The organism is Desulfosporosinus sp. Sb-LF (assembly GCF_004766055.1).
GTDB lineage: Bacteria > Bacillota > Desulfitobacteriia > Desulfitobacteriales > Desulfitobacteriaceae > Desulfosporosinus.
The window spans coordinates 69,427-87,288 of the sequence record NZ_SPQR01000013.1 but is presented as its reverse complement, the minus strand read 5'-3'; the positions used below and the strand labels follow the sequence as shown (position 1 = coordinate 87,288).

Genomic DNA, 17,862 nt, shown 5'->3' with positions numbered 1-17,862 from the left:
GCGATTAACTAACTCTAGAATTCCCTTTTGGTATAGAACCTCAAAGAAAGAGAAACCGAAGCGGCCATCAAAATCCAACCTAGGGCTAACAAATAACTAGCTATTTGCCAATCTGCTTGAGTTTGTAGCCAGCCTATGGCTCTTTGCATAGTAGCAACTATAGTTCTCACAACCGGGTTATCCACGCCTCCAAGCCCGTGCACAGTCAGAGCAACTGCCATAGGTAAAAAGAAGAAACATGCAAAAAATAAGATCATGCCGACCATTCTAGATCGGAGATAGCCAAACTTGAAGTAAATTGGAAAATAGATAGACATTAAAACAGACATGGCAACAAGAGCCCCAGCGACTCCCTCTAAAGAGATCTGGTTTATGGGGATAGGGATTCCAGTGACGGATACTACCACTTGGGCGAGAAAGAAAGACAGGATCGCGAGAACGGTTGATGGCATCCAGGAATACTCCGCCATTAAACCTAAATCTTGACTGAACTAAACCGACCCGTTGCCGCGCTTTTAGGAGGTAGGGATTTCGCACCCTCCTGATCACCAAAAATCTTCGAGCGGTCAAACCCTGAATTCTGCTGCAGAATATTTAATCCACCAATAAAGGTTCGGATGATATCACTCGTCGTCAAATTTTCTAAAGCCCCTGGCCTTGAATATTCCCGAATGATAAACGAACGGAGTTCTTCGCCACTAACCCCTGGTTCGTAATTATAATGAAACGCGTGAATTTCCACCAGATTCTTGAGCAAAAGGTACAACTCTTCGTGTTTAAGCGGAGTAAGTTTAATCACTGGTTGAGATAAGTCCCTAAACTCGTTGCTTTCAAATTTATTTAAAACCAGTCTTCGCTTGATGGCTTCATAACTATAAAGCCCTCTCCGCTCGTCTTCGAGAAACTCAGGTGTGCCACTAAAAATAATATACAAACCTGAGACATGGCCCTGCAAGGTATCATTAAAAATCTTGAGAATGGTTTCGTAGTTCTTGTCCCTCGCTTGCGGATGAGTTATCTTGTAAAGGTTAATAGCCTCATCGAAATTAACGACCAAGCCAGAATACCCGATTTGCCGGACAAATTGAGCTATGACCTTAATGTAGTCATAATAATTAGAGTCATCAATAATATCTCTGACTCCCAGATCCCCTCTAGCCTCCGTTTTAGTCGAATATTCCCCTCGCAACCAGCGAAGTGCGCTGCGCTGAAGGGAATTGTTGTCTTCCACGAAGCCCTTAAAATATTGCATCAGAACTCGTACAAAATCGAAACCACCCACGAGCCGATCCATCTTGGTCGCGGTCTCCGCAATTTCGTGTTCCACGTCAAGGATAAATTGCGGATTATCATACGTTACCGTACCATACCCTTTTTCTTGCATGGTTTTGGTCTGTACGTCACTGATCCATTGATCCAAAATCATCGGCAAAGCATTTCCATCGGGGGACGTCGCAACCGCTAGATTTTTCATCATTTCCGAATAAGTAGCCACTGACTTACCCTCAGAGCCGTAAAGTCGGCGATTAGCATCAAAATCAACCTTGCCGACCACGAACTTTTCGCTGAAAGCAACTTGTTGGATTAGGGCTTGCAGAAAAGTCTTACCCGAGCCAAAGGGTCCAATAATAAATTTAATAATTGAGGCTCCGTCCTTCACGGTCTCTAAATCGTTCAGAATCTGAGTAGCCTCTTCTTTACGACCGACCATAATATGTTCCAGACCCCGATTGGGCACGACTCCCCCATAAAGCGAGTTTAGAATTGCTGTGGAATCCTTTTTACGAAGTTTTCCTACCACGTACCTATACCTCCTCAGCAAGTTTAAGAAGTACTTGCTTGAAATCTTCATTGAACACTATAACGTCTCCCTCTTGTTCTAGGAGGTTGTCCCCTAAATGATCTAACGATTTCTCATTAAGGGTATTGATAAAGACCCCCATCATGGTCCCACGAGTTTTGAGGTAGTTTATCCCCTCTTGCTTGACCCTGATTAGATCTTTGAACCCAAGGAGAAAATCGCGCTCCAACTCAGTTAATTCGGCCACGAAGGGCTCAACATCCTCGGAATTTCCATCCTTGAACACCGAAGCCAAACTATTTATGGGTTTTTCTTTTTCTTTCCGCCTTGACTCCGATTCCTTCGCCTTCTTAACCTTCTCCGAGATGCTCATCAATTCGAGGAATTTATTCCCTCGTTCCAAATCTAATTTATCGTGATGATCAACTTCCTCTTCTTCATCATATCGGAGAGCAAAAATCTCTAATAACTCCTTGCTTTCCTTATCCAACGTATCAATTCGCTCTAAATCAAACTCAATAAGAGGAATTGTCGCCACACCTTGTTCCAAAGTTTCCGGAGGCTCTGGAATCGAGCTACCCAAGCCCATCGATCCTTTATTTTGGGCTTTTACAAAGCGACTTCCAAACATTAATGAAGGTTGCGCTTTATCCTGAAACAACTCTAAGAGCGTATCTTTAAATCCCTCTGGGAAGAGTGTTTCATCGACGTTTAATTGGCGTTTTTCCCCTGCTTTTACTCTGGCAATGTTTTCTGCCAAACGAAATAAGGCCGTAAGGTCTTCTCTCATTTTTAGCGTTGGAATTCGTAAAGCCTCTGGTTTATTTTTAACCTTACGGCCTATCAACGCATTGGGGAATAATCGACGTTCAAAACTATCCTTCTCATTAAGCAATATCCATGCATCTATGAGATTTTTACCTTGAGCTTGATACTCATTTTCCAGGAGCGCAACTGAAGACTTGAAGACTTTATAAACGAAATTTCTATTTGTTTTGAAGAAATTCGTTTTATTAGATCTGATAAATCGCTTCCAAAAGGTAATAGAAACTGTCTCCAGTTTGTTCTCAAATTGTTTGAGGATCTCATAATCAGAGAATTCACAGTTTCGTATCCTGGAAGTCCACTTCTTTTCAAGGTCATATTCCCCTAACTCATAGCAAAAATCGGAAATCCAGCGTGGTAGAAAACGACCTAAATTACAATGCCTAGCCTGATAATTTAGGCAAACCCGATCCAACATACTTAAATTAAACGCTGCATTTTCGTTAAATGTGTAATTTAATAATTCGTAAACAAAAATGAAAACGCAGCCTGAATCTGTACTTAAATAGTTACCCCTCAAAACTTCTTTTCTCCAGTAGAAATACCATTCCTTTTGGGCGTTATTGAGGGCTTCAAATAAGATCTCGTGAATCCTAATAAAAACAGGCTTTACTGGTTTTCCCTGCGTCTTCTGTTGCCTAGAATAGGCCAAGGAATCCTGGCAAAACTTAAGATTATCTCTTGGAAAATCCGCACATCCGAGTGTCATTCCTTTAATATCTTCCAGAAATTCTTTAACTGGCAGCGGAGTTTTGACATGTTGGTATTCTGGCAGAATCAGGGTTTCAGTATCATAGAATAAATCTCCGGCGGGGTGCGGGTGAGATGTTTTGTTATTAATAAGTTCAGACGCCCGTTTGAGATTAAACCTTTCCAACGTGTCCAATAGTTTATCGATCATTCCAGTCCTTCGCCCTTCTATTCGTAGAGTTCCGCCCGTGTTCAGCCCTGTCTAATAATTATAGCATTAATTCATTCCGACAGTATGTGGACGGCCACGTTTTTTAAGAAGAAAGGAACTACCGGTTAAGCAGTTCCTAAATACCTAGTGTATCTATTCAGGCAAGTATGTCTTCCCAAAGGCCTTCCCATAAGTGGATTTTCCATCTCATCAATATGGAGTTTGTCCCGCCCCTCTCGTCATTCTTTGTCATAGATTATGTCGTTCCATGGACAATGCCATACTCCTAGATAACTGTGGACAGCGACCCTTCTCTATCCGTCCGTTGGCCTCTCTGAATAAATCGGTGATATCTTAGATTTATACATCAAAAAGGAGAGCACGCGTCTCTCCAAAATCTTACCGATCTCCCCTCTAGCTGACTTAGGCTTTGAGCGAGTATTACTAATCGAATGCAAATCCCAGATATCCTAAATCTTCTGGTGTTATCACCCAATCGATTTCTCTATGTGCCCTAATCATTCCAAAAGGGCGAACGGAACCCCCTAAATGCTCGGCTAAATGGGGAGGTGTGCGCAGTACATATTCCTTGGCAGGCAGTTGTTTTACTATCTGTTGGATAGCCACATTCATTAAATCCTCTGGGAGTAAGATTTCCTTGATGAGCGCCGTGTCAGAAGGCAGTCTTTCAACTGCTAAACAGCCCTTTATTTCTTCAATGTCTACAGCATAGATGTCCGCTCCAGACTTTTGTGACAGTTTTTTCTGATAGGCAATATCTCCATCAGCATACGAAATAAAGAGTCTACCACTCAGTTGTTTATTCCGTCTGCGATTATACTCTTCGGGAGTTACCGATGTGATCGTGCAATGGCACGATTTATGGATTGGTAATCTATCTACCCCCTCGCGACTAAGTAAGGACTCCCTAAGGTAGAATCCATCCTGGTATCCTTGTTTTCGATAAAAATCAGCAAGTTGCCTATTGGCTGGGACTAGAACAGAAAGTTCCTTCTTCCCTGACCTAAGATATTCGTTGCTAAAATCTATTAATTGAGTAGCAAAACCTCTTCGCTGGTATTCTGGGTGTGTTGCGATAGCGTAGAGCATGACTGTGTTAAAGCTTCGTTTATCCGGTGTCATCGTTTCAACAGGTATTCTCGTAAGCATGGCCAGAATCTCTCCACCATGAAGCAATACTGCAGTTTCGTCCTCTTTGTACCGATTGGCATAGTAGAAATCGATATAACTGTCAGGATCCCCAAAGCAACGTTTCCAAAGTTCTTTTTGACAAACTGTCTCACCTTCTTGGGCTAGTCTGACTACGTTCATCATAAATTCAATCTCCATCTGCTTTTTTAAAAAATGACTTATATTAAAATTCTATATAGGTAGCAAAGAATTTTTCCTCCATTTTATCCGGATGGTAGGATAACTTAGCCTTTCGTAATCCCTCAAAGCCCATGTCCTCCTCACGGTTCACATAAATCAGTTGGGGATAGCTCTCTTGGATAAAAGCAGCAAATTCACGGTTGATTATTTGATAGGCACCCCCTATCTCTCCAAATGCTTTTTCAATATGAACGACATAGGTATCTGAATTCAATTTTTCTCCCATCGTGTAGGCAATAACCTTGCCCTCTACACGTATAAGTCCACCCTCTAAGCCAAGAGCGGTAAAGTTGTTAAAACAACGACGTACTGCGCAGCTTTCTTTGGCAATTTCATCCTCATTACCGGAATTGATTTTACACCATTGCAGGTTCATCTCCCAGCATTCAGCTAAGTTTTCTAATGAGATCTTTTCAAAGCTCCAGTTACTATTTTCCTTATTAAATCTGTTGATATGATTGCGTTTAGAGTGAAGTTTATTCCCTGCCAGCGTGACTAGCTTATCCAGAAGATAAACATAATCAAAGCTTTCTCTCATCACTTTATACTCGAAGTGATCAGGAAACACGCCATTCAGCACGGCAATATTCTCTGGGGATACTCCGGCTAATACAAATTCATGACCGCAAGAAGCAGCGTCATGTTGCATGACCTCAAATACAGTCTTAATATCACCCGAACCCGCAGGATAAAAATAATAGTGGGAATCATCGATAACCCCTTTGACCACAAGGTAACCATTTACCCTTGCAACACGATATTGATAGATTTCCGACCATGCAAATATGTTTGTGAAGTTTTGATGACAACCACTCATATCAGCTTTGATAATTAGGGGTTCCATCCAATTCTTGTCGTTTAGTTCTATTTCTTTAAAGTTAATCATTTTATCACTCCAACAATTCATCATAGTACTTGTGCATATTGTATAATCTGCTACCACTAAACTCCGTAATCAACACCGATAATTCTACTACTATTTAGACTTCAAGGCATACTTATTTTAATTTAATTTAAAAATTATTTGTTTTAGAGACTAAATGACACATGCCAACCACTTTAAGATTGACATGTGTCGTTGTTTAATTCAGTTCAACTGTTACTTCAACAGTATCTCCATTATGGCTGATTTCTACTAAAAATCGCCCAGTATTGTCTTCAAAATATTCACGTCACAAGCCGTTCATCAGCTTTTCTGCTTCATTTTTAACAGAATGCTATTGCAGCGGTCTTGTTCCATAAAATTTTTATATTGCACGGTTACAAATTCAAAACCAACTGCCAGGACTTGCCTAAATAAGTTACTAAATCCCCTGAATATATCCTAAGTAAATACAGGATTACTTATGTCCTTGTGGAATATAGTTACTTAAATAAAGGGGGCTTTGTTTAATGGCTAATATTCTAATTGTATCCTGCACTAAAATTCGTGATGTCAGTTGTATTGCTTGCCTGAAGTGTTTTAAAGCTGCTGCGCTTAAAGAAGGTGAATTTGCAAAGTATGACACCGTTCAGATTGCGGGTCTCAGTGGTTGTGGCGATTGCCCTGGTTTAGTTATGCCTAAAGTTGGATTAGTTATGGAAATGGCTGATTATTTGTTACAAGATATAGATGCTATTCATATCGGTACCTGTGTAGTTAGGGCTAGAAACACTTCCGCCTGTCCCATTGACCTCAACGGTATTAAAACGAAACTGGAAGGGAAATTCGGCAAGCCAGTAGTTATAGGTACACATAATTATTAATACCCTCAACCCACCCTTCAATATAAAAAACGAAATGTGTTGACGAGAAAATTTTTATTTTCTCGCCAACACATTAAATATTCCTCTCAGCATCTCCAGGCAGGTAGAGATCCCACAAACCGCTCCCTGCCCGAGAATGGCATTGTTTATTGGGTATGTGACCTGAAAATATTCCAAGTAATTCGTACGTGCGTTATAAGAATAAAGAATAACGAATTCACAATCGGGTTGGTTATGTTTCTGCTCCTTATCGGAGTTAAACTATATTTGAAATTATGTTTAGACATCCCCTAAGAGTTAGTTACATCCGCCTCTTCCATGCTGCTGTTTGTAATCAACAAAAACAATTCCAAAAACGGCGACCATGACAACGATAGCAATAAAACCCACAGCCATAACCGCACCTCCTTTTAATACAACTATACAAATAAAGATTAACACTGAGGAAAGTATTATGTCTATAGTTATCTAACCAATATTTCCCTTGTTGGGTCCATAGTCAACTCAAGAGATTATAACCAATTATTTTACAACTCTGTGATTTATATAGTTTCTCGCTAACAACGCACTACAATTTTATTAAGTTTAGCGTCGTTAAAATGGCCAAAACAGAATAAGCCCCGAAGAGCAAATGCATCTCTTCGGGGCTTATTCTGTTTTGACTAATAAAGTATATAACCAAACTTTCTTGGTCTAAAATTATCTGTGCCTACACTTTAGCGATTGTCAAAATCACGCTCCCCCAGAGATGCGAAAAATACCGGAAGCAGCTAAAGTAATTACTAAAATCTCCAAAGCAACCATTAAGAGGAACGGAAAATCTTTCTTACGCGAGTAATCTATAAAGAGTGAAATATACCCAAGAACTGAGACAATTCCCAAAAAAGCTAACCCAACTAAATTTAAATAATCAGCATGATTAATCAATCTCATCCAGTCCCAACCACTAGGTGCATGTGTAACCTGCAAGTACTGATGCACATTCAATCCCCAATAAAGCGGCATGTCCGAAGGTTTAACAAGAGGATTAAAAAGGCCACCCATATACAGAAGGAACGTTATCAGCATTACAATGATTCCAGCCCATGAGCAAACTAACAAAATACTAGCATATCTATTCTGTTCCGGGCTTACTTCCACGTTCGTGGAAACAATAGCCTTAGGTTGACTGATTACGACACTTTTTACACGATTATTTTGAACAAATGTTTGACTACTCATATGTTTTTACCCCCATCCTAATCCTGCTAATAAAGACTTCAATCCAGCGAACAATAACATGAGAATAACAATATACCGGATAGATTTCGGCTTAGCAGTTTTTAATAGAATAACACCAACCCGCGAGCCCACCATAATTCCTAAAACAGATGGAATCGTTATGATAGGAAGCACCGCACCTTGGTTCAAATAAATCCATGCCGCTGAAGTGTCTGTGATGGCCAACAATGACATACTAGTGCCAACAGCAATTTTAAGGGGTGCACCCAGAAGCATGTTGAGTACTGGCACGTTAGCCCAGCCTGCACCGATTCCGAACATTCCAGCGATAATTCCAATACAACAGAAAAGTACCAGTCCAATTGGGAGTCTCCATACAGACCAAGTAACATTTTTACCATTAGAAGGCTCGAAATATGCACCTCCGATATTTAAATATCGGGTTAAGGGGTCAGGAGTTCCGATTACGGGGATCTCACTGTTTTTGGAGAAAATGAAAAGAACTGCAATACCTGTGATTAAAACGCCTAATAAAATCTTAAGAATACTTTGCGGTAAGGAAAGTCCTAAATATGCGCCTACAATACTTGAGGATGAAGCAATTAAAGCTAAGGGAATAACCAGGCGCAGGCTTGCTAAATTTAGTTTTAATAGTTTGGGCGCTGCAGACAACGAACATGCAAGTGCTACAAACAAGCCAGAGCCACGAATGAAATCGAAGTTAAACGGGAAAAAGCTACTGACAATTGGCACATACAGTACACTACCGCCAACTCCGGCTAGCGAAGCGACTATCCCAATCAGAAAGGTCGTCACTAGTAAGGCAAGAGGCCACACCCACCATGGTACTCCAGGTGTACCAGCTGCTTGCGCTACAGCAACATTGGTTGCTATAAATAATGAACTGGCATGAGTAAATAAATTTTCAATCATTGTGTTTGACCTCCTACGGTTAAACATGTTGCATCAATTACTTAAGCTAATGAAAGGGATTTCTTTCACGACCGTTAATCCGGAACTTACAATAGACCATTAGTTAGCTCTTGTCTTATCAACTTACCCTTTAGTTGATAATCGACGCCCTACAGCCACCGGAATTTTGGGACGCAGCTGTACTTTATCTGGCAAATAGACATCGGGAGCTTCCCTGTCGAACAGGTACAGAAGAACATAGCAATCCTCGCATAGATTATTGCCTCTGTAATTGTAAACGTCTCCTTTTTTGAAGGGAACTCTACATCGTTCGCAATTCACGTTGAAATTCAATGTATATCATCACCCCCTTCAAAAATTCTTACGCCCCTATTATCTAGACTTACCCTAGGGGACTCTACCTACGGTTGTGTTGTGCTTAGCAACGTCCAGGATGAATGCCTCTCCATACTAAATTACTATCTTCCCTCCTATCATCCTTGTGATATAATTCTTTATATAGCAAATAGCGTACCAACCCTAGAAACCCATTAGATTCAACCTTTTATTCATTAAAATAAAAAGAAGTGTATCAAATGATACACTTCGCCCAAAGATCAGATAATTCTATTTGAACGGTTTATCGTCTCTATACTCCGTTTTTAGTTTGAATTTGGGCATTTTTATCATTGCATCAAAGCCATTACTATTATGTATTATATGATTCAATTTTTTAATCTCACATAATATGGAGATGATCAATATTAGAAATAAAAAAATATTTTCTTTTTTTAAACGCTATAGCCTTACGAATCAGATCGTGATTATCATAGCAGCAATCATGCTTGTACCTTTAGTCGCTTTTATGTACGACATCTTTTTTGCCTCACGGACGGATGAAGTTGTATTCTTGGACAAAGAGCAGCGACTGGAGGCCTTGGTCAAAAGTACAAACAATGAGTTTTCGAGAAATTTAGAGTTAAGCTGGTCAGGGCCGCCACAAGATATCTCATTAGCCATCCTTACTAATGAGTTTACCCAGGCCGTAGAACCCCAAATTCCTGCAAATCCAGGCATCCGTTTCGGTCTATATGTTCCTCGTACAGAGAAGATTACGGTATTAGGTTTCCTACATAATTATCGTAACCTCTCGCAGGAAGAAGAAGCTCAGAGGGAGAGAGAAATCTTTGCCAATGCTAAACCAGGCCTGATAGCGACCGAGGTGGATAACGGACCACTCTTTCGGATTTCTGGTTCTTGGGATGATCAGGTCGTTGAGTACACTTCTCCAGTTGTACTAAAAGGGAAAGTAGTCGCCGTTATGTGGGTTGAGGAGCGACTTAATCCCTTCTTTTACCAGAGTAATTACTTTCGGAAACTACTACGTTATTTCATGCTTGGCGTTCTAGCCTTAGTTATGATTGGTACCCTTTTAATCATCAGAAATTTAACCACAGGGGTCGACCGCTTAAAGCTGGGATTACAAAGTATGGAGAAAGATATCCATCACTTGTTGCCTGAGATGTCGGGTGAACTGGGGCAAGTAGCCCAAGCCGTCAACAGGATGGCTGTAGGCCTAGGCGAAAAGGAACGGCTTGAAGACCAACTCAAGCAATCCGAACACCTTATTGCGCTTGGTCGTTTAGCAACGGGTGTGGCTCATGAATTGCGTAACCCTATCGGTATTATCAAAACCTTAGTCGAACTTATGAAGCAAGAATACTCGCAAGTAAGTGGTATCGAGGAATTTACAAAGGCCATAGACGAACAGGTTGACCGTCAGGACATGGAAATTCAAGAACTCCTGGACTTTGGACGTCCTACCAAAGTTTCTATTAAGGAGTGTTCCGTCAACGATTTGATCACGGGAGTCCTCTCTTTTTCAGCAGCGATGTTAAGAGGGCAGAAGGTAAGTGTTGAATTGCAGCTTGACAGCAACCTTTCTAAGATTTTAGCCGATACCGAAAAGCTAAAAAAGGTCTTTGTCAATATCATTGTAAATGCTGCCGAAGCTATGCCTTCAGGTGGCAAATTAGAAATAATAACAAAAGAAACTGACAACATGATTATGATCAGTTTCTCAGATACCGGAGAGGGCATCCCGGCAGAGGAAACGCTAAGAATATTTGATCCCTTCTACACGACCAAGAAAACAGGCACCGGTCTAGGACTATCGATATCCTATCAAAGTATTCAACTGCATGGTGGAACGATCGATGTGAATAGTGGCCTGGGCAAGGGATCAACCTTTATCATTAATCTTCCCGTAATTCCACAATTTTGCGACAGGAGTGATCTTCTTGACACCGAAAATTCTGGTAATTGACGATGAAGAAAGAATGTGCTGGGCCCTCGAGAGGGCACTAAGTCATGAAGGCTATCAGGTAGCCACTGCCACAAGAGGTTTACAAGGGATTGACTTGGCCCAAAAAAACGAACCCTCGATGGTAATATTGGATTTAAAGATGCCAGACATTGATGGTATTGAGGTTTTAAAAGAGATTAAAAAAATAAACTTCAGCATACCTGTCATTATGATTACCGCCCACGGCACCATTGACACTGCAATCGAAGCCATGAAAATTGGGGCCACGGATTACATTACGAAACCTTTTAAGCTAGAGGAATTAAAGGTACATGTTAAGCAAGCCTTACATCTCTCTAATTTAGAAAACCAGGTTGATTTTCTACGTCAGGAATTAGGTAAGAAGTACGGGAAAATTGTTGGCCAGAGTGAGGCTATGAAAGAGGTTGCCCTCTTAGTTCAACAGGTTGCGAAAACGAGTGCAACTGTTCTGATAACAGGAGAAAGTGGAACTGGCAAAGAAGTCGCTGCTGTGGAAATACATAAAGCTAGCAACCGAGCTGATAAGCCCTTTGTAGCGGTAAACTGTGCGGCCCTTCCAGAACAACTGTTAGAAAGCGAGTTATTTGGCCATGAAAAAGGTGCCTTTACAGGGGCAACCAGTAAAAAGAAGGGCCGATTTGAACTTGCTGATAAGGGAACGATTTTCCTGGATGAGAGCGGAGAAATGCCACTCAGTATGCAGGCGAAGTTACTGAGGGTACTACAGGAACGGTGTTTTGAACGAGTTGGAGGCACTGAAACCATCCATGTCGATGTCCGAGTCATTGCCACCACGAATGTAGATCTTACCACGGCCATTGCCAATGGTGCCTTCAGGGAGGACCTTTATTATCGACTAAATGTCCTGCATATCATTATGCCGCCGCTTAGATCAAGGAAAGAAGATATTCCCCTTCTGGTTAATCATTTTCTTGAAAAATTTGATCCTTCCCGCAGCAAGAAAATTTCCTCAGAATCGATGAAAGTTCTAACTCGCTATAACTGGCCTGGTAATATAAGAGAGCTTCAGAACGCGATTGAAAGAGCGCTCATTGTTTGTCAGGGCGCTGAAATTAAGCCAGTCCATTTTCCCAAGGAATTACTTAATAACTCAGAGGAAACTATAACGCCTGTAATAAGCCTTACAGAGGGTGGTTTCTCATTAGAAGAGTTGGAGAAACACCTTATTATCAAGGCTATGGAAAAGCATAATAATAACCAGACAAAGGTCGCTAAATATTTAGGCATTTCTCGTCCGACTCTACTTTATCGTCTGAAAAAATATGGTGTATAATTTACCGTCTTCATCTTAACCGCCATTATTTATTTATATCGCTGACCATTTTTCAAAGGCTGTATAAAACGGGAAACTTTGCGGGGGTGAATCCATTTAGATTATTTGGTATATAACACCTCGCTGATTGGCGGCACCAGCCTATTAAAATAGCACTTGTCGCTTAAGCAAGTGCTATTTTTTACAATTGCAATTCAAAGATTAATTCCATTCAGTAGATCCCTTAACTTTTGCAACTCTTCCGCGGTTAATGTTACACCCTTCCCCATCTTCGAATGATCGGGCGACCATTCCCGAATATCATACTTCGGTTCTTTGTCATTCCAACTTACAAGGCTAAGCTCCTTAGACCATCCTTTTGCTGACTGTGAAAGGACACCAATGGTTTCTTTGATTTCGAATTTGATTTCTGCCATATTATTACCCCCATTTTAAAACTATTAGCGGCTCTCATTCTGACACATCTGATCTGCTCCATAACATTATCCACGCATTGGAATAAATCAATTTGTTGAGCTCGCTGTCAAGTTGATTCATCATTTTAATAAGGCTTACTTTAACATTATGGAATCTCACGTCCATATTGAGACTTTGCTAATCGCCCTTTATTGTTACCTTTTGGCTATAATTCATGTATCAAATCTACACATAATATATAGTTTTTATTATTAGTTTGCATGAAAACGCTAGTCGCCGTTATACAAACATTCCCGGTCGCATGGGACACATAAGGGTTAGAAAGATACTTACGCTCTCTAGAATTCATGAGTTTATAATAATATTTCTTTAGTGAGTTATCTGCACCTTTTACGGCCGGATAAAACATTAGTATTTGACGATACTTTCTGTCAGCACTACTAAATATTGTGTTACTGACCTGAACGCCTTGTTCATCAAGTATATATGCACATTCAATGCTTAACTCGGTTTTCTTGTTTGTTAACAACTTCCACAAGCAAATCATCGAAATCCTCTGTTTTATTACTTTCAAGAGGAGAAATAACTGTTCCTTTTAGCTTATCTAGCCCTCTTGCTAAACTTTCAATCCCTATGATTTTTTTGGCAACGGAGATGATTGGTTGGTAAAATGTGTTGGTTTCTTCTGTCTTATTATGCATCAGATCTTCCTTTCAAACATATGAAAAAAGCCTTTAGAAAAGTAATGCTCTTCTGAAGGCTTCATTGCACTTTAAAAAGTCCTCATCATAATAAATCATTTTTTACAAAATACAATAATTTTTACGTTTCAAAGTGTAATAAAAAGGAATTTATGGATGTTAGAACCAAGAGTTCTTCTCTTATAACATTTATCCTCCAGTTATAGGTAGTTATAAGCATAAGACAGCACCCAATAAACGGATGCCTTGAAACTTACACAGGTTTAAACATCTTTTTGCCAGCCCCACATAAGGGACATCTCCAAGTATCAGGCAATTCCTCAAAGCGAACATCCTTAGGTATCTTACTTTTTTTACAGCCTTTTTCGGAATTATAAATATATCCACAACTTTGCATCTGGCATTGCCACAGCTTACTTTCTTCTTCACTCATTTCTATGCCACCTCCTTATCTGATTTTATCATTAAGTAATAGAAATTCCAATAATCAAAGAGAGCCTCAAATTAAATCGGGCTCTCTTTTTCCTGCCATATTAACAGCTTCCGCTGCAGCCACCACAACCTCCACCACAGCTTCCGCCATCAGAGATCTTTGCCGTACGTATTTCGAAACCCCCACTGCCATTTGCCTCGACAAAGTCAATGATGGCTCCCTCTAAATAAATAGAAAGTTTTTGATCCGTGAGTATTCTAACACCAAATTCTTCGTCAAGAATATCTTCATCCATTTTGGATTCATCCAGAGTCATGCCAAAATTCGGTCTACTACAACCAGACCCTGCAAGATAGAGACGAAGAAATGCATCTTCTTTATTTTGCATTTTTAGCACCTCTTTGACCTTTTGTGCTGCGAGTTCTGTAATATTAACCATTCCGTTGTCCTCCTTTTCTATTGCTAAAAATCACCAACCTTTGTTTTCTACCAAACAATGAATTGATGATTCTTTAAAACCATTTGGTATCCCCAAGGGGAATCGAACCCCTGATTTCGCCTTGAGAAGGCGACGTCTTAGCCGCTTGACCATGGGGCCTTGTGTTTTGGCTCCGGGACTGGGATTCGAACCCAGGCTATATGCTCCAGAAACACATGTGCTACCACCACCATCCCGGAATACCGACTGCCTTTCGACCGGTAATCATAATCAAATCGGTAAGCAAGTGCTACCGTTATTTTTATGCAAGGGATGCTGCGCCTAAAGCAGCGGTTAACTCAGGCTCCGATGGTATTATAATCTTCGCCTTTAACTCCTGTTCAAGAAAGTGGACTAGGAGACCATAATGTGCGCCTCCACCCGTGAAAATTAAATCATCGGGATGTCCGACAGACTCGACAAAATTAGCGAGACGTTTGGCCGTGCTTTTGAAGAGACCTGCAATCACCTCGGGTTTTGGAATCCCTTTGGCAAGCAGGGTAATGACTTCCGATTCAGCGAAAACCGTACACATCGAATTGATAGGCATTGGCTTAGCCTCTGCAGCTAAATCCAGCTCCTCCGTCGTTAGATCCAATCCCTTAAGGATAACATCCAAAAAACGCCCCGTTCCGGCGGCACACTTGTCATTCATAATGAACTGAACGACTCTTCCTTCGGCATTTTTCTTAATTACCTTAGCGTCTTGCCCCCCTAAGTCGAGAATGTGCGCATTATCTGGAAAATAGGCGTGACACCCTCTACTTTGACAAGTAATTTCTGTAATGACCCGACCCTCTGGAAAGTTTACTCGTCCATACCCTGTGACCACGAGCTTGTCAGGTTTCTCTCCGTGTTCTTCGACATAGGTCTTTAATAAGGTTATACCCGCTTGGACAGAATCGAAACGGGAGGGTATGACTCGGCTGTAAATTCGTTCCCCATTATTTAAGACAACCAACTTCGTATTAACCGAGCCAAGGTCTAACCCTGCTTGCCTCATGCGCGAATCATCTCGATTAAGGCTTCAATTCGGGTCAAGAGTTGCCCCTGATCCTCTTCAGAAAAATCGCTTTCTAAGCGCAAGAAAGGAATTTTTTTCTTTTCCATTTCCTTACCCACAAAATAGCTTTCCACGCCATAGGGCTGACAGAACTGAAGGGTAAAATCAATCACGGCATCGGCTTTTAAAGTTTCGGCCATGCGAGTAATGTCTTCCATACGTCCTTGATTTGGCGTAAAACAAGCACAATTCACCTTTAAGGGGCGCTTAGCAATATTAGCGAGCATATCCGATACGTTCTCCGCAGACTCAGTGACGTCCTTATAATAGCGCTCTCCCGTGCAAGTTTCCTCTCCAACGACGACTGCCCCGGCTTGTTCGATTAAAGCATGAAGTTTCCAAGCTGGAAGCGGTTGCGGAGTTCCCGTCACTAAAATCCTAGGTGCATCAGCAGGTGCCACTCCAATCTCCGCCTTAACTCGCTCATCTAGTTCGTCACACAGAGCATTGACTTGAGCAGTAAAGCGCACTGGATCGTCAAAGAAGGAGAGTTGATTGATCAGCAGAACATCTAAGCCTTGAATAGGGGCTGGGTTATGTTTTCTCAGATTGGCTAACCTTTGAAGTGCTTGACGTTTATTGTTAATCGTCTGGATACCCTGGGCAAGATTCTCAGCAGTTAAGTCAACCTTAGTCTCGCGCTCAATAAAGGAGGCAAATTCACGCACTTCCTCTTCCCATAGGCGGGCGTCTTTAGCTTCTTTCTTTTGCGGGAGCTCCATCACATAGGTCGGGATGTGTTCATTGAGAATTTCCCACGCTTTCTTCTTTCCGTCACACGTCGTCTCCCCGATGACCCAATCGGAGATTTGAAAATACGGACAAATTCGATCAAGTTTAAAGCCCATAGTGGACTTAATCAGCGGACAAAGGTTGCGAGGCAAGACTTTTTCTCCTGAAGAGACCGTATACTGGGCCCCAGCACATAATCCAATGCTGGCACTCCCTGTTGCCACGACAATTTCCTCTGGAACATAGACGCAAAAGGTCGAGAATACCTTAGCTCCCGCTTCCTTCATGGCATAAAGTTCGTGCACGCGAATCCCATGCACATCTCCAACTACCATGTCAAAATACCCCATCGCTTTCGGACGATTAGGCCGATTTAAAAATAAGTTCGTATAAACCTCTGGAATAGGGGCCAGGAAATCATCATGTTTCTCTAAATCCATCCCCAGGGCTGTCCATAATTCTCTGTTATCCATTCTTTTTTCCTCCTCGTTTCGACTCTCTAAATATGTATCACTTTATTGCTTTGGTGCATAACATTGATAATCTCGTGCATGGTGGAAACCTCACCGACCTCGATCTTATCCCTGATACCGTAATAATCTAGACAGGTTACACAGGCCAACAGTGTTACACCGAATTCCTCCGCTAAAATCTTCAGGGCATCAACAGCCGTAAATTCGGGTAATAGAAGCTTAACACCAGTTTCGAGAAAGAGAATATGGGATGGTTTCTCAGCAGCCTCCAAGAGCTTAATGAAGAAACTGTGCATCAGGCGTTTACCCAGTTCCGAATCTTGATGGCCAATGGTATCTGAGGTGATTAAGTAAGCAAATGACATCATATCTTGCCTCCAACTATAATTTTTTATTTATACCAGTTTATCACTAAATACCTATGCGCAAAAGAGTTATCTTAGAATTTCTGAGATAACTGAGATATCCTTAATTTCTTCTCTTTGCCAAGTTCATTGCCCCATTTCAGTACTCATGGTACTCACATTTCATATCTGATTTTATTTCTGCTATAATAATTGCTAATATCTGAAAGGGTGATTGCAAATGAGTTTTTTGGAATTGGCTAAAAAAAGATCTTCAATACGTAAGTATGGACCCAAAAAGGTCGACGAGGGAAAATTACAAAAGATCCTTGAGGCAGGTAGAATTGCTCCTACTGGCGCAAATACTCAACCCCAAAGGATCCTTGTTATTCGAGAGAAAGAGGGATTAGAGAAACTGGCCAAAGGCGCCAATGTATATGGGGCACCTCTAGCGTTGATCATCTGTGCTGACCATAGTGTTTCATGGAAAAGGCCCCACGATGGTAAAGATATCGCTGAGATTGATGCTAGCATTGTAACTGATCATATGATGTTGCAAGCGACAGAGCTAGAACTGGGAACGTGTTGGATTTGTTATTTTAATGAGAAAATTATACGAGACGAATTTAAACTACCCGATAATTTCGAGCCATTAAATATTTTAGCAATAGGATATTCAGCCAGCGAACCAGTATCCTCGGAGAGACATAGTACCTTACGCAAGAGTATTGATAACACGGTTTGGTATGAGACGTTCTAATAAAAAAGTTAGTAGAATAAGG

General features: G+C 41.1%; 18 protein-coding genes and 2 tRNA genes. 4 read left to right on the top strand and 16 right to left on the bottom strand.

The window, feature by feature from the left end; genetic code table 11:
• Window positions 1-14: 14 nt before the first annotated feature.
• From E4K68_RS16945 to E4K68_RS16925, 5 genes are all read right to left on the bottom strand, one after another.
• Window positions 15-452: an ABC-2 transporter permease gene (locus tag E4K68_RS16945; RefSeq protein WP_243450416.1), complete on the bottom strand. Its 438-nt coding sequence runs from the start codon at window positions 450-452 to the stop codon at window positions 15-17.
• A 23-nt stretch (window positions 453-475) separates the two neighbouring features.
• Window positions 476-1,801, bottom strand: coding sequence for an ATP-binding protein (locus E4K68_RS16940; protein WP_243450415.1), 1,326 nt, complete (start codon window positions 1,799-1,801; stop codon window positions 476-478).
• Window positions 1,802-1,805: 4 nt separating this feature from the next.
• On the bottom strand, window positions 1,806-3,527 hold the full coding sequence (locus E4K68_RS16935; RefSeq protein ID WP_135380095.1) for a TerB N-terminal domain-containing protein: 1,722 nt from the start codon (window positions 3,525-3,527) through the stop codon (window positions 1,806-1,808).
• Between the two features lie 444 nt (window positions 3,528-3,971).
• Entirely contained in the window at window positions 3,972-4,862 is an 891-nt protein-coding gene (locus tag E4K68_RS16930; RefSeq protein ID WP_348982870.1) for a GNAT family N-acetyltransferase, read from the bottom strand.
• Window positions 4,863-4,902: 40 nt separating this feature from the next.
• Complete coding sequence (locus E4K68_RS16925) at window positions 4,903-5,805, bottom strand: DUF2156 domain-containing protein (RefSeq protein ID WP_135380094.1); 903 nt, start codon at window positions 5,803-5,805, stop codon at window positions 4,903-4,905.
• A 506-nt stretch (window positions 5,806-6,311) separates the two neighbouring features.
• Between E4K68_RS16925 and E4K68_RS16920 the strand changes: the two genes are divergently transcribed.
• Window positions 6,312-6,665 carry a CGGC domain-containing protein gene (locus E4K68_RS16920; protein ID WP_135380093.1) on the top strand — a complete coding sequence of 118 codons (354 nt, stop codon included), beginning with the start codon at window positions 6,312-6,314 and terminating at the stop codon, window positions 6,663-6,665.
• A 732-nt stretch (window positions 6,666-7,397) separates the two neighbouring features.
• Here the strand turns inward: E4K68_RS16920 and E4K68_RS16915 are convergent.
• Both E4K68_RS16915 and E4K68_RS16910 read right to left on the bottom strand, forming a co-directional pair.
• Complete coding sequence (locus E4K68_RS16915; protein WP_135380092.1) at window positions 7,398-7,886, bottom strand: DUF1634 domain-containing protein; 489 nt, start codon at window positions 7,884-7,886, stop codon at window positions 7,398-7,400.
• Window positions 7,887-7,892: 6 nt separating this feature from the next.
• Window positions 7,893-8,819 (bottom strand): sulfite exporter TauE/SafE family protein, encoded by a 927-nt coding sequence (locus tag E4K68_RS16910; RefSeq protein WP_135380091.1) that lies wholly within the window; start codon window positions 8,817-8,819, stop codon window positions 7,893-7,895.
• Between the two features lie 733 nt (window positions 8,820-9,552).
• Here E4K68_RS16910 and E4K68_RS16905 point away from each other — a divergent pair.
• Together E4K68_RS16905 and E4K68_RS16900 are read left to right on the top strand one after the other, a co-directional pair.
• A complete protein-coding gene (locus tag E4K68_RS16905; protein WP_135380114.1) occupies window positions 9,553-11,124 on the top strand; it encodes an ATP-binding protein in 1,572 nt (523 codons plus the stop codon).
• Window positions 11,099-12,439: a sigma-54 dependent transcriptional regulator gene (locus E4K68_RS16900; RefSeq protein WP_135380090.1), complete on the top strand. Its 1,341-nt coding sequence runs from the start codon at window positions 11,099-11,101 to the stop codon at window positions 12,437-12,439. Before E4K68_RS16905 ends, E4K68_RS16900 begins: the two co-directional genes overlap by 26 nt.
• A gap of 194 nt (window positions 12,440-12,633) precedes the next feature.
• Here E4K68_RS16900 and E4K68_RS16895 read toward each other — a convergent pair whose 3' ends face one another.
• The 9 genes from E4K68_RS16895 to E4K68_RS16855 all read right to left on the bottom strand — a co-directional run bounded on the left by E4K68_RS16895 (window position 12,634) and on the right by E4K68_RS16855 (window position 17,104).
• Window positions 12,634-12,855: a YdbC family protein gene (locus E4K68_RS16895; RefSeq protein ID WP_135380089.1), complete on the bottom strand. Its 222-nt coding sequence runs from the start codon at window positions 12,853-12,855 to the stop codon at window positions 12,634-12,636.
• A 495-nt stretch (window positions 12,856-13,350) separates the two neighbouring features.
• Window positions 13,351-13,557 (bottom strand): hypothetical protein, encoded by a 207-nt coding sequence (locus E4K68_RS16890; RefSeq protein ID WP_135380088.1) that lies wholly within the window; start codon window positions 13,555-13,557, stop codon window positions 13,351-13,353.
• 253 nt (window positions 13,558-13,810) lie between these two features.
• The gene (locus E4K68_RS16885; RefSeq protein ID WP_135380087.1) at window positions 13,811-13,990 is read right to left on the bottom strand and encodes a rubredoxin; all 180 of its coding nucleotides are present in this window, start codon (window positions 13,988-13,990) and stop codon (window positions 13,811-13,813) included.
• Window positions 13,991-14,090: 100 nt separating this feature from the next.
• Complete coding sequence (locus tag E4K68_RS16880) at window positions 14,091-14,429, bottom strand: iron-sulfur cluster assembly accessory protein (RefSeq protein WP_135380086.1); 339 nt, start codon at window positions 14,427-14,429, stop codon at window positions 14,091-14,093.
• A gap of 84 nt (window positions 14,430-14,513) precedes the next feature.
• Window positions 14,514-14,588, bottom strand: a tRNA-Glu gene (locus E4K68_RS16875).
• Between the two features lie 8 nt (window positions 14,589-14,596).
• Window positions 14,597-14,668 (bottom strand) — tRNA-Gln (locus tag E4K68_RS16870).
• Between the two features lie 62 nt (window positions 14,669-14,730).
• Window positions 14,731-15,471, bottom strand: a complete 741-nt coding sequence (locus E4K68_RS16865; protein ID WP_135380085.1) for an acyl-CoA dehydratase activase — start codon at window positions 15,469-15,471, stop codon at window positions 14,731-14,733.
• Window positions 15,468-16,736, bottom strand: a complete 1,269-nt coding sequence (locus tag E4K68_RS16860) for a double-cubane-cluster-containing anaerobic reductase (RefSeq protein ID WP_135380084.1) — start codon at window positions 16,734-16,736, stop codon at window positions 15,468-15,470. The genes E4K68_RS16865 and E4K68_RS16860 overlap by 4 nt, the downstream gene beginning before the upstream one ends.
• 26 nt (window positions 16,737-16,762) lie before the next feature.
• On the bottom strand, window positions 16,763-17,104 hold the full coding sequence (locus tag E4K68_RS16855) for a DsrE family protein (protein ID WP_243450414.1): 342 nt from the start codon (window positions 17,102-17,104) through the stop codon (window positions 16,763-16,765).
• Between the two features lie 217 nt (window positions 17,105-17,321).
• On the opposite strand from E4K68_RS16855, the gene E4K68_RS16850 reads away from it, so the two are divergent.
• Window positions 17,322-17,840: a nitroreductase family protein gene (locus tag E4K68_RS16850; RefSeq protein WP_135380083.1), complete on the top strand. Its 519-nt coding sequence runs from the start codon at window positions 17,322-17,324 to the stop codon at window positions 17,838-17,840.
• Window positions 17,841-17,862: the final 22 nt, after the last annotated feature.

Bases quoted from the DNA above. Each gene is read 5' to 3' on its own strand.
- E4K68_RS16930 (WP_348982870.1), bottom strand. From the start codon at position 4,862: ATGATGAACGTAGTCAGACTAGCCCAAGAAGGTGAGACAGTTTGTCAA.
- E4K68_RS16910 (WP_135380091.1), bottom strand. From the start codon at position 8,819: ATGATTGAAAATTTATTTACTCATGCCAGTTCATTATTTATAGCAACC.
- E4K68_RS16925 (WP_135380094.1), bottom strand. From the start codon at position 5,805: ATGATTAACTTTAAAGAAATAGAACTAAACGACAAGAATTGGATGGAA.
- E4K68_RS16915 (WP_135380092.1), bottom strand. From the start codon at position 7,886: ATGAGTAGTCAAACATTTGTTCAAAATAATCGTGTAAAAAGTGTCGTA.
- E4K68_RS16945 (WP_243450416.1), bottom strand. From the start codon at position 452: ATGCCATCAACCGTTCTCGCGATCCTGTCTTTCTTTCTCGCCCAAGTG.
- E4K68_RS16855 (WP_243450414.1), bottom strand. From the start codon at position 17,104: ATGATGTCATTTGCTTACTTAATCACCTCAGATACCATTGGCCATCAA.
- E4K68_RS16880 (WP_135380086.1), bottom strand. From the start codon at position 14,429: ATGGTTAATATTACAGAACTCGCAGCACAAAAGGTCAAAGAGGTGCTA.
- E4K68_RS16860 (WP_135380084.1), bottom strand. From the start codon at position 16,736: ATGGATAACAGAGAATTATGGACAGCCCTGGGGATGGATTTAGAGAAA.
- E4K68_RS16890 (WP_135380088.1), bottom strand. From the start codon at position 13,557: ATGCATAATAAGACAGAAGAAACCAACACATTTTACCAACCAATCATC.
- E4K68_RS16895 (WP_135380089.1), bottom strand. From the start codon at position 12,855: ATGGCAGAAATCAAATTCGAAATCAAAGAAACCATTGGTGTCCTTTCA.
- E4K68_RS16850 (WP_135380083.1), top strand. From the start codon at position 17,322: ATGAGTTTTTTGGAATTGGCTAAAAAAAGATCTTCAATACGTAAGTAT.
- E4K68_RS16935 (WP_135380095.1), bottom strand. From the start codon at position 3,527: ATGATCGATAAACTATTGGACACGTTGGAAAGGTTTAATCTCAAACGG.
- E4K68_RS16920 (WP_135380093.1), top strand. From the start codon at position 6,312: ATGGCTAATATTCTAATTGTATCCTGCACTAAAATTCGTGATGTCAGT.
- E4K68_RS16865 (WP_135380085.1), bottom strand. From the start codon at position 15,471: ATGAGGCAAGCAGGGTTAGACCTTGGCTCGGTTAATACGAAGTTGGTT.
- E4K68_RS16885 (WP_135380087.1), bottom strand. From the start codon at position 13,990: ATGAGTGAAGAAGAAAGTAAGCTGTGGCAATGCCAGATGCAAAGTTGT.
- E4K68_RS16905 (WP_135380114.1), top strand. From the start codon at position 9,553: ATGATCAATATTAGAAATAAAAAAATATTTTCTTTTTTTAAACGCTAT.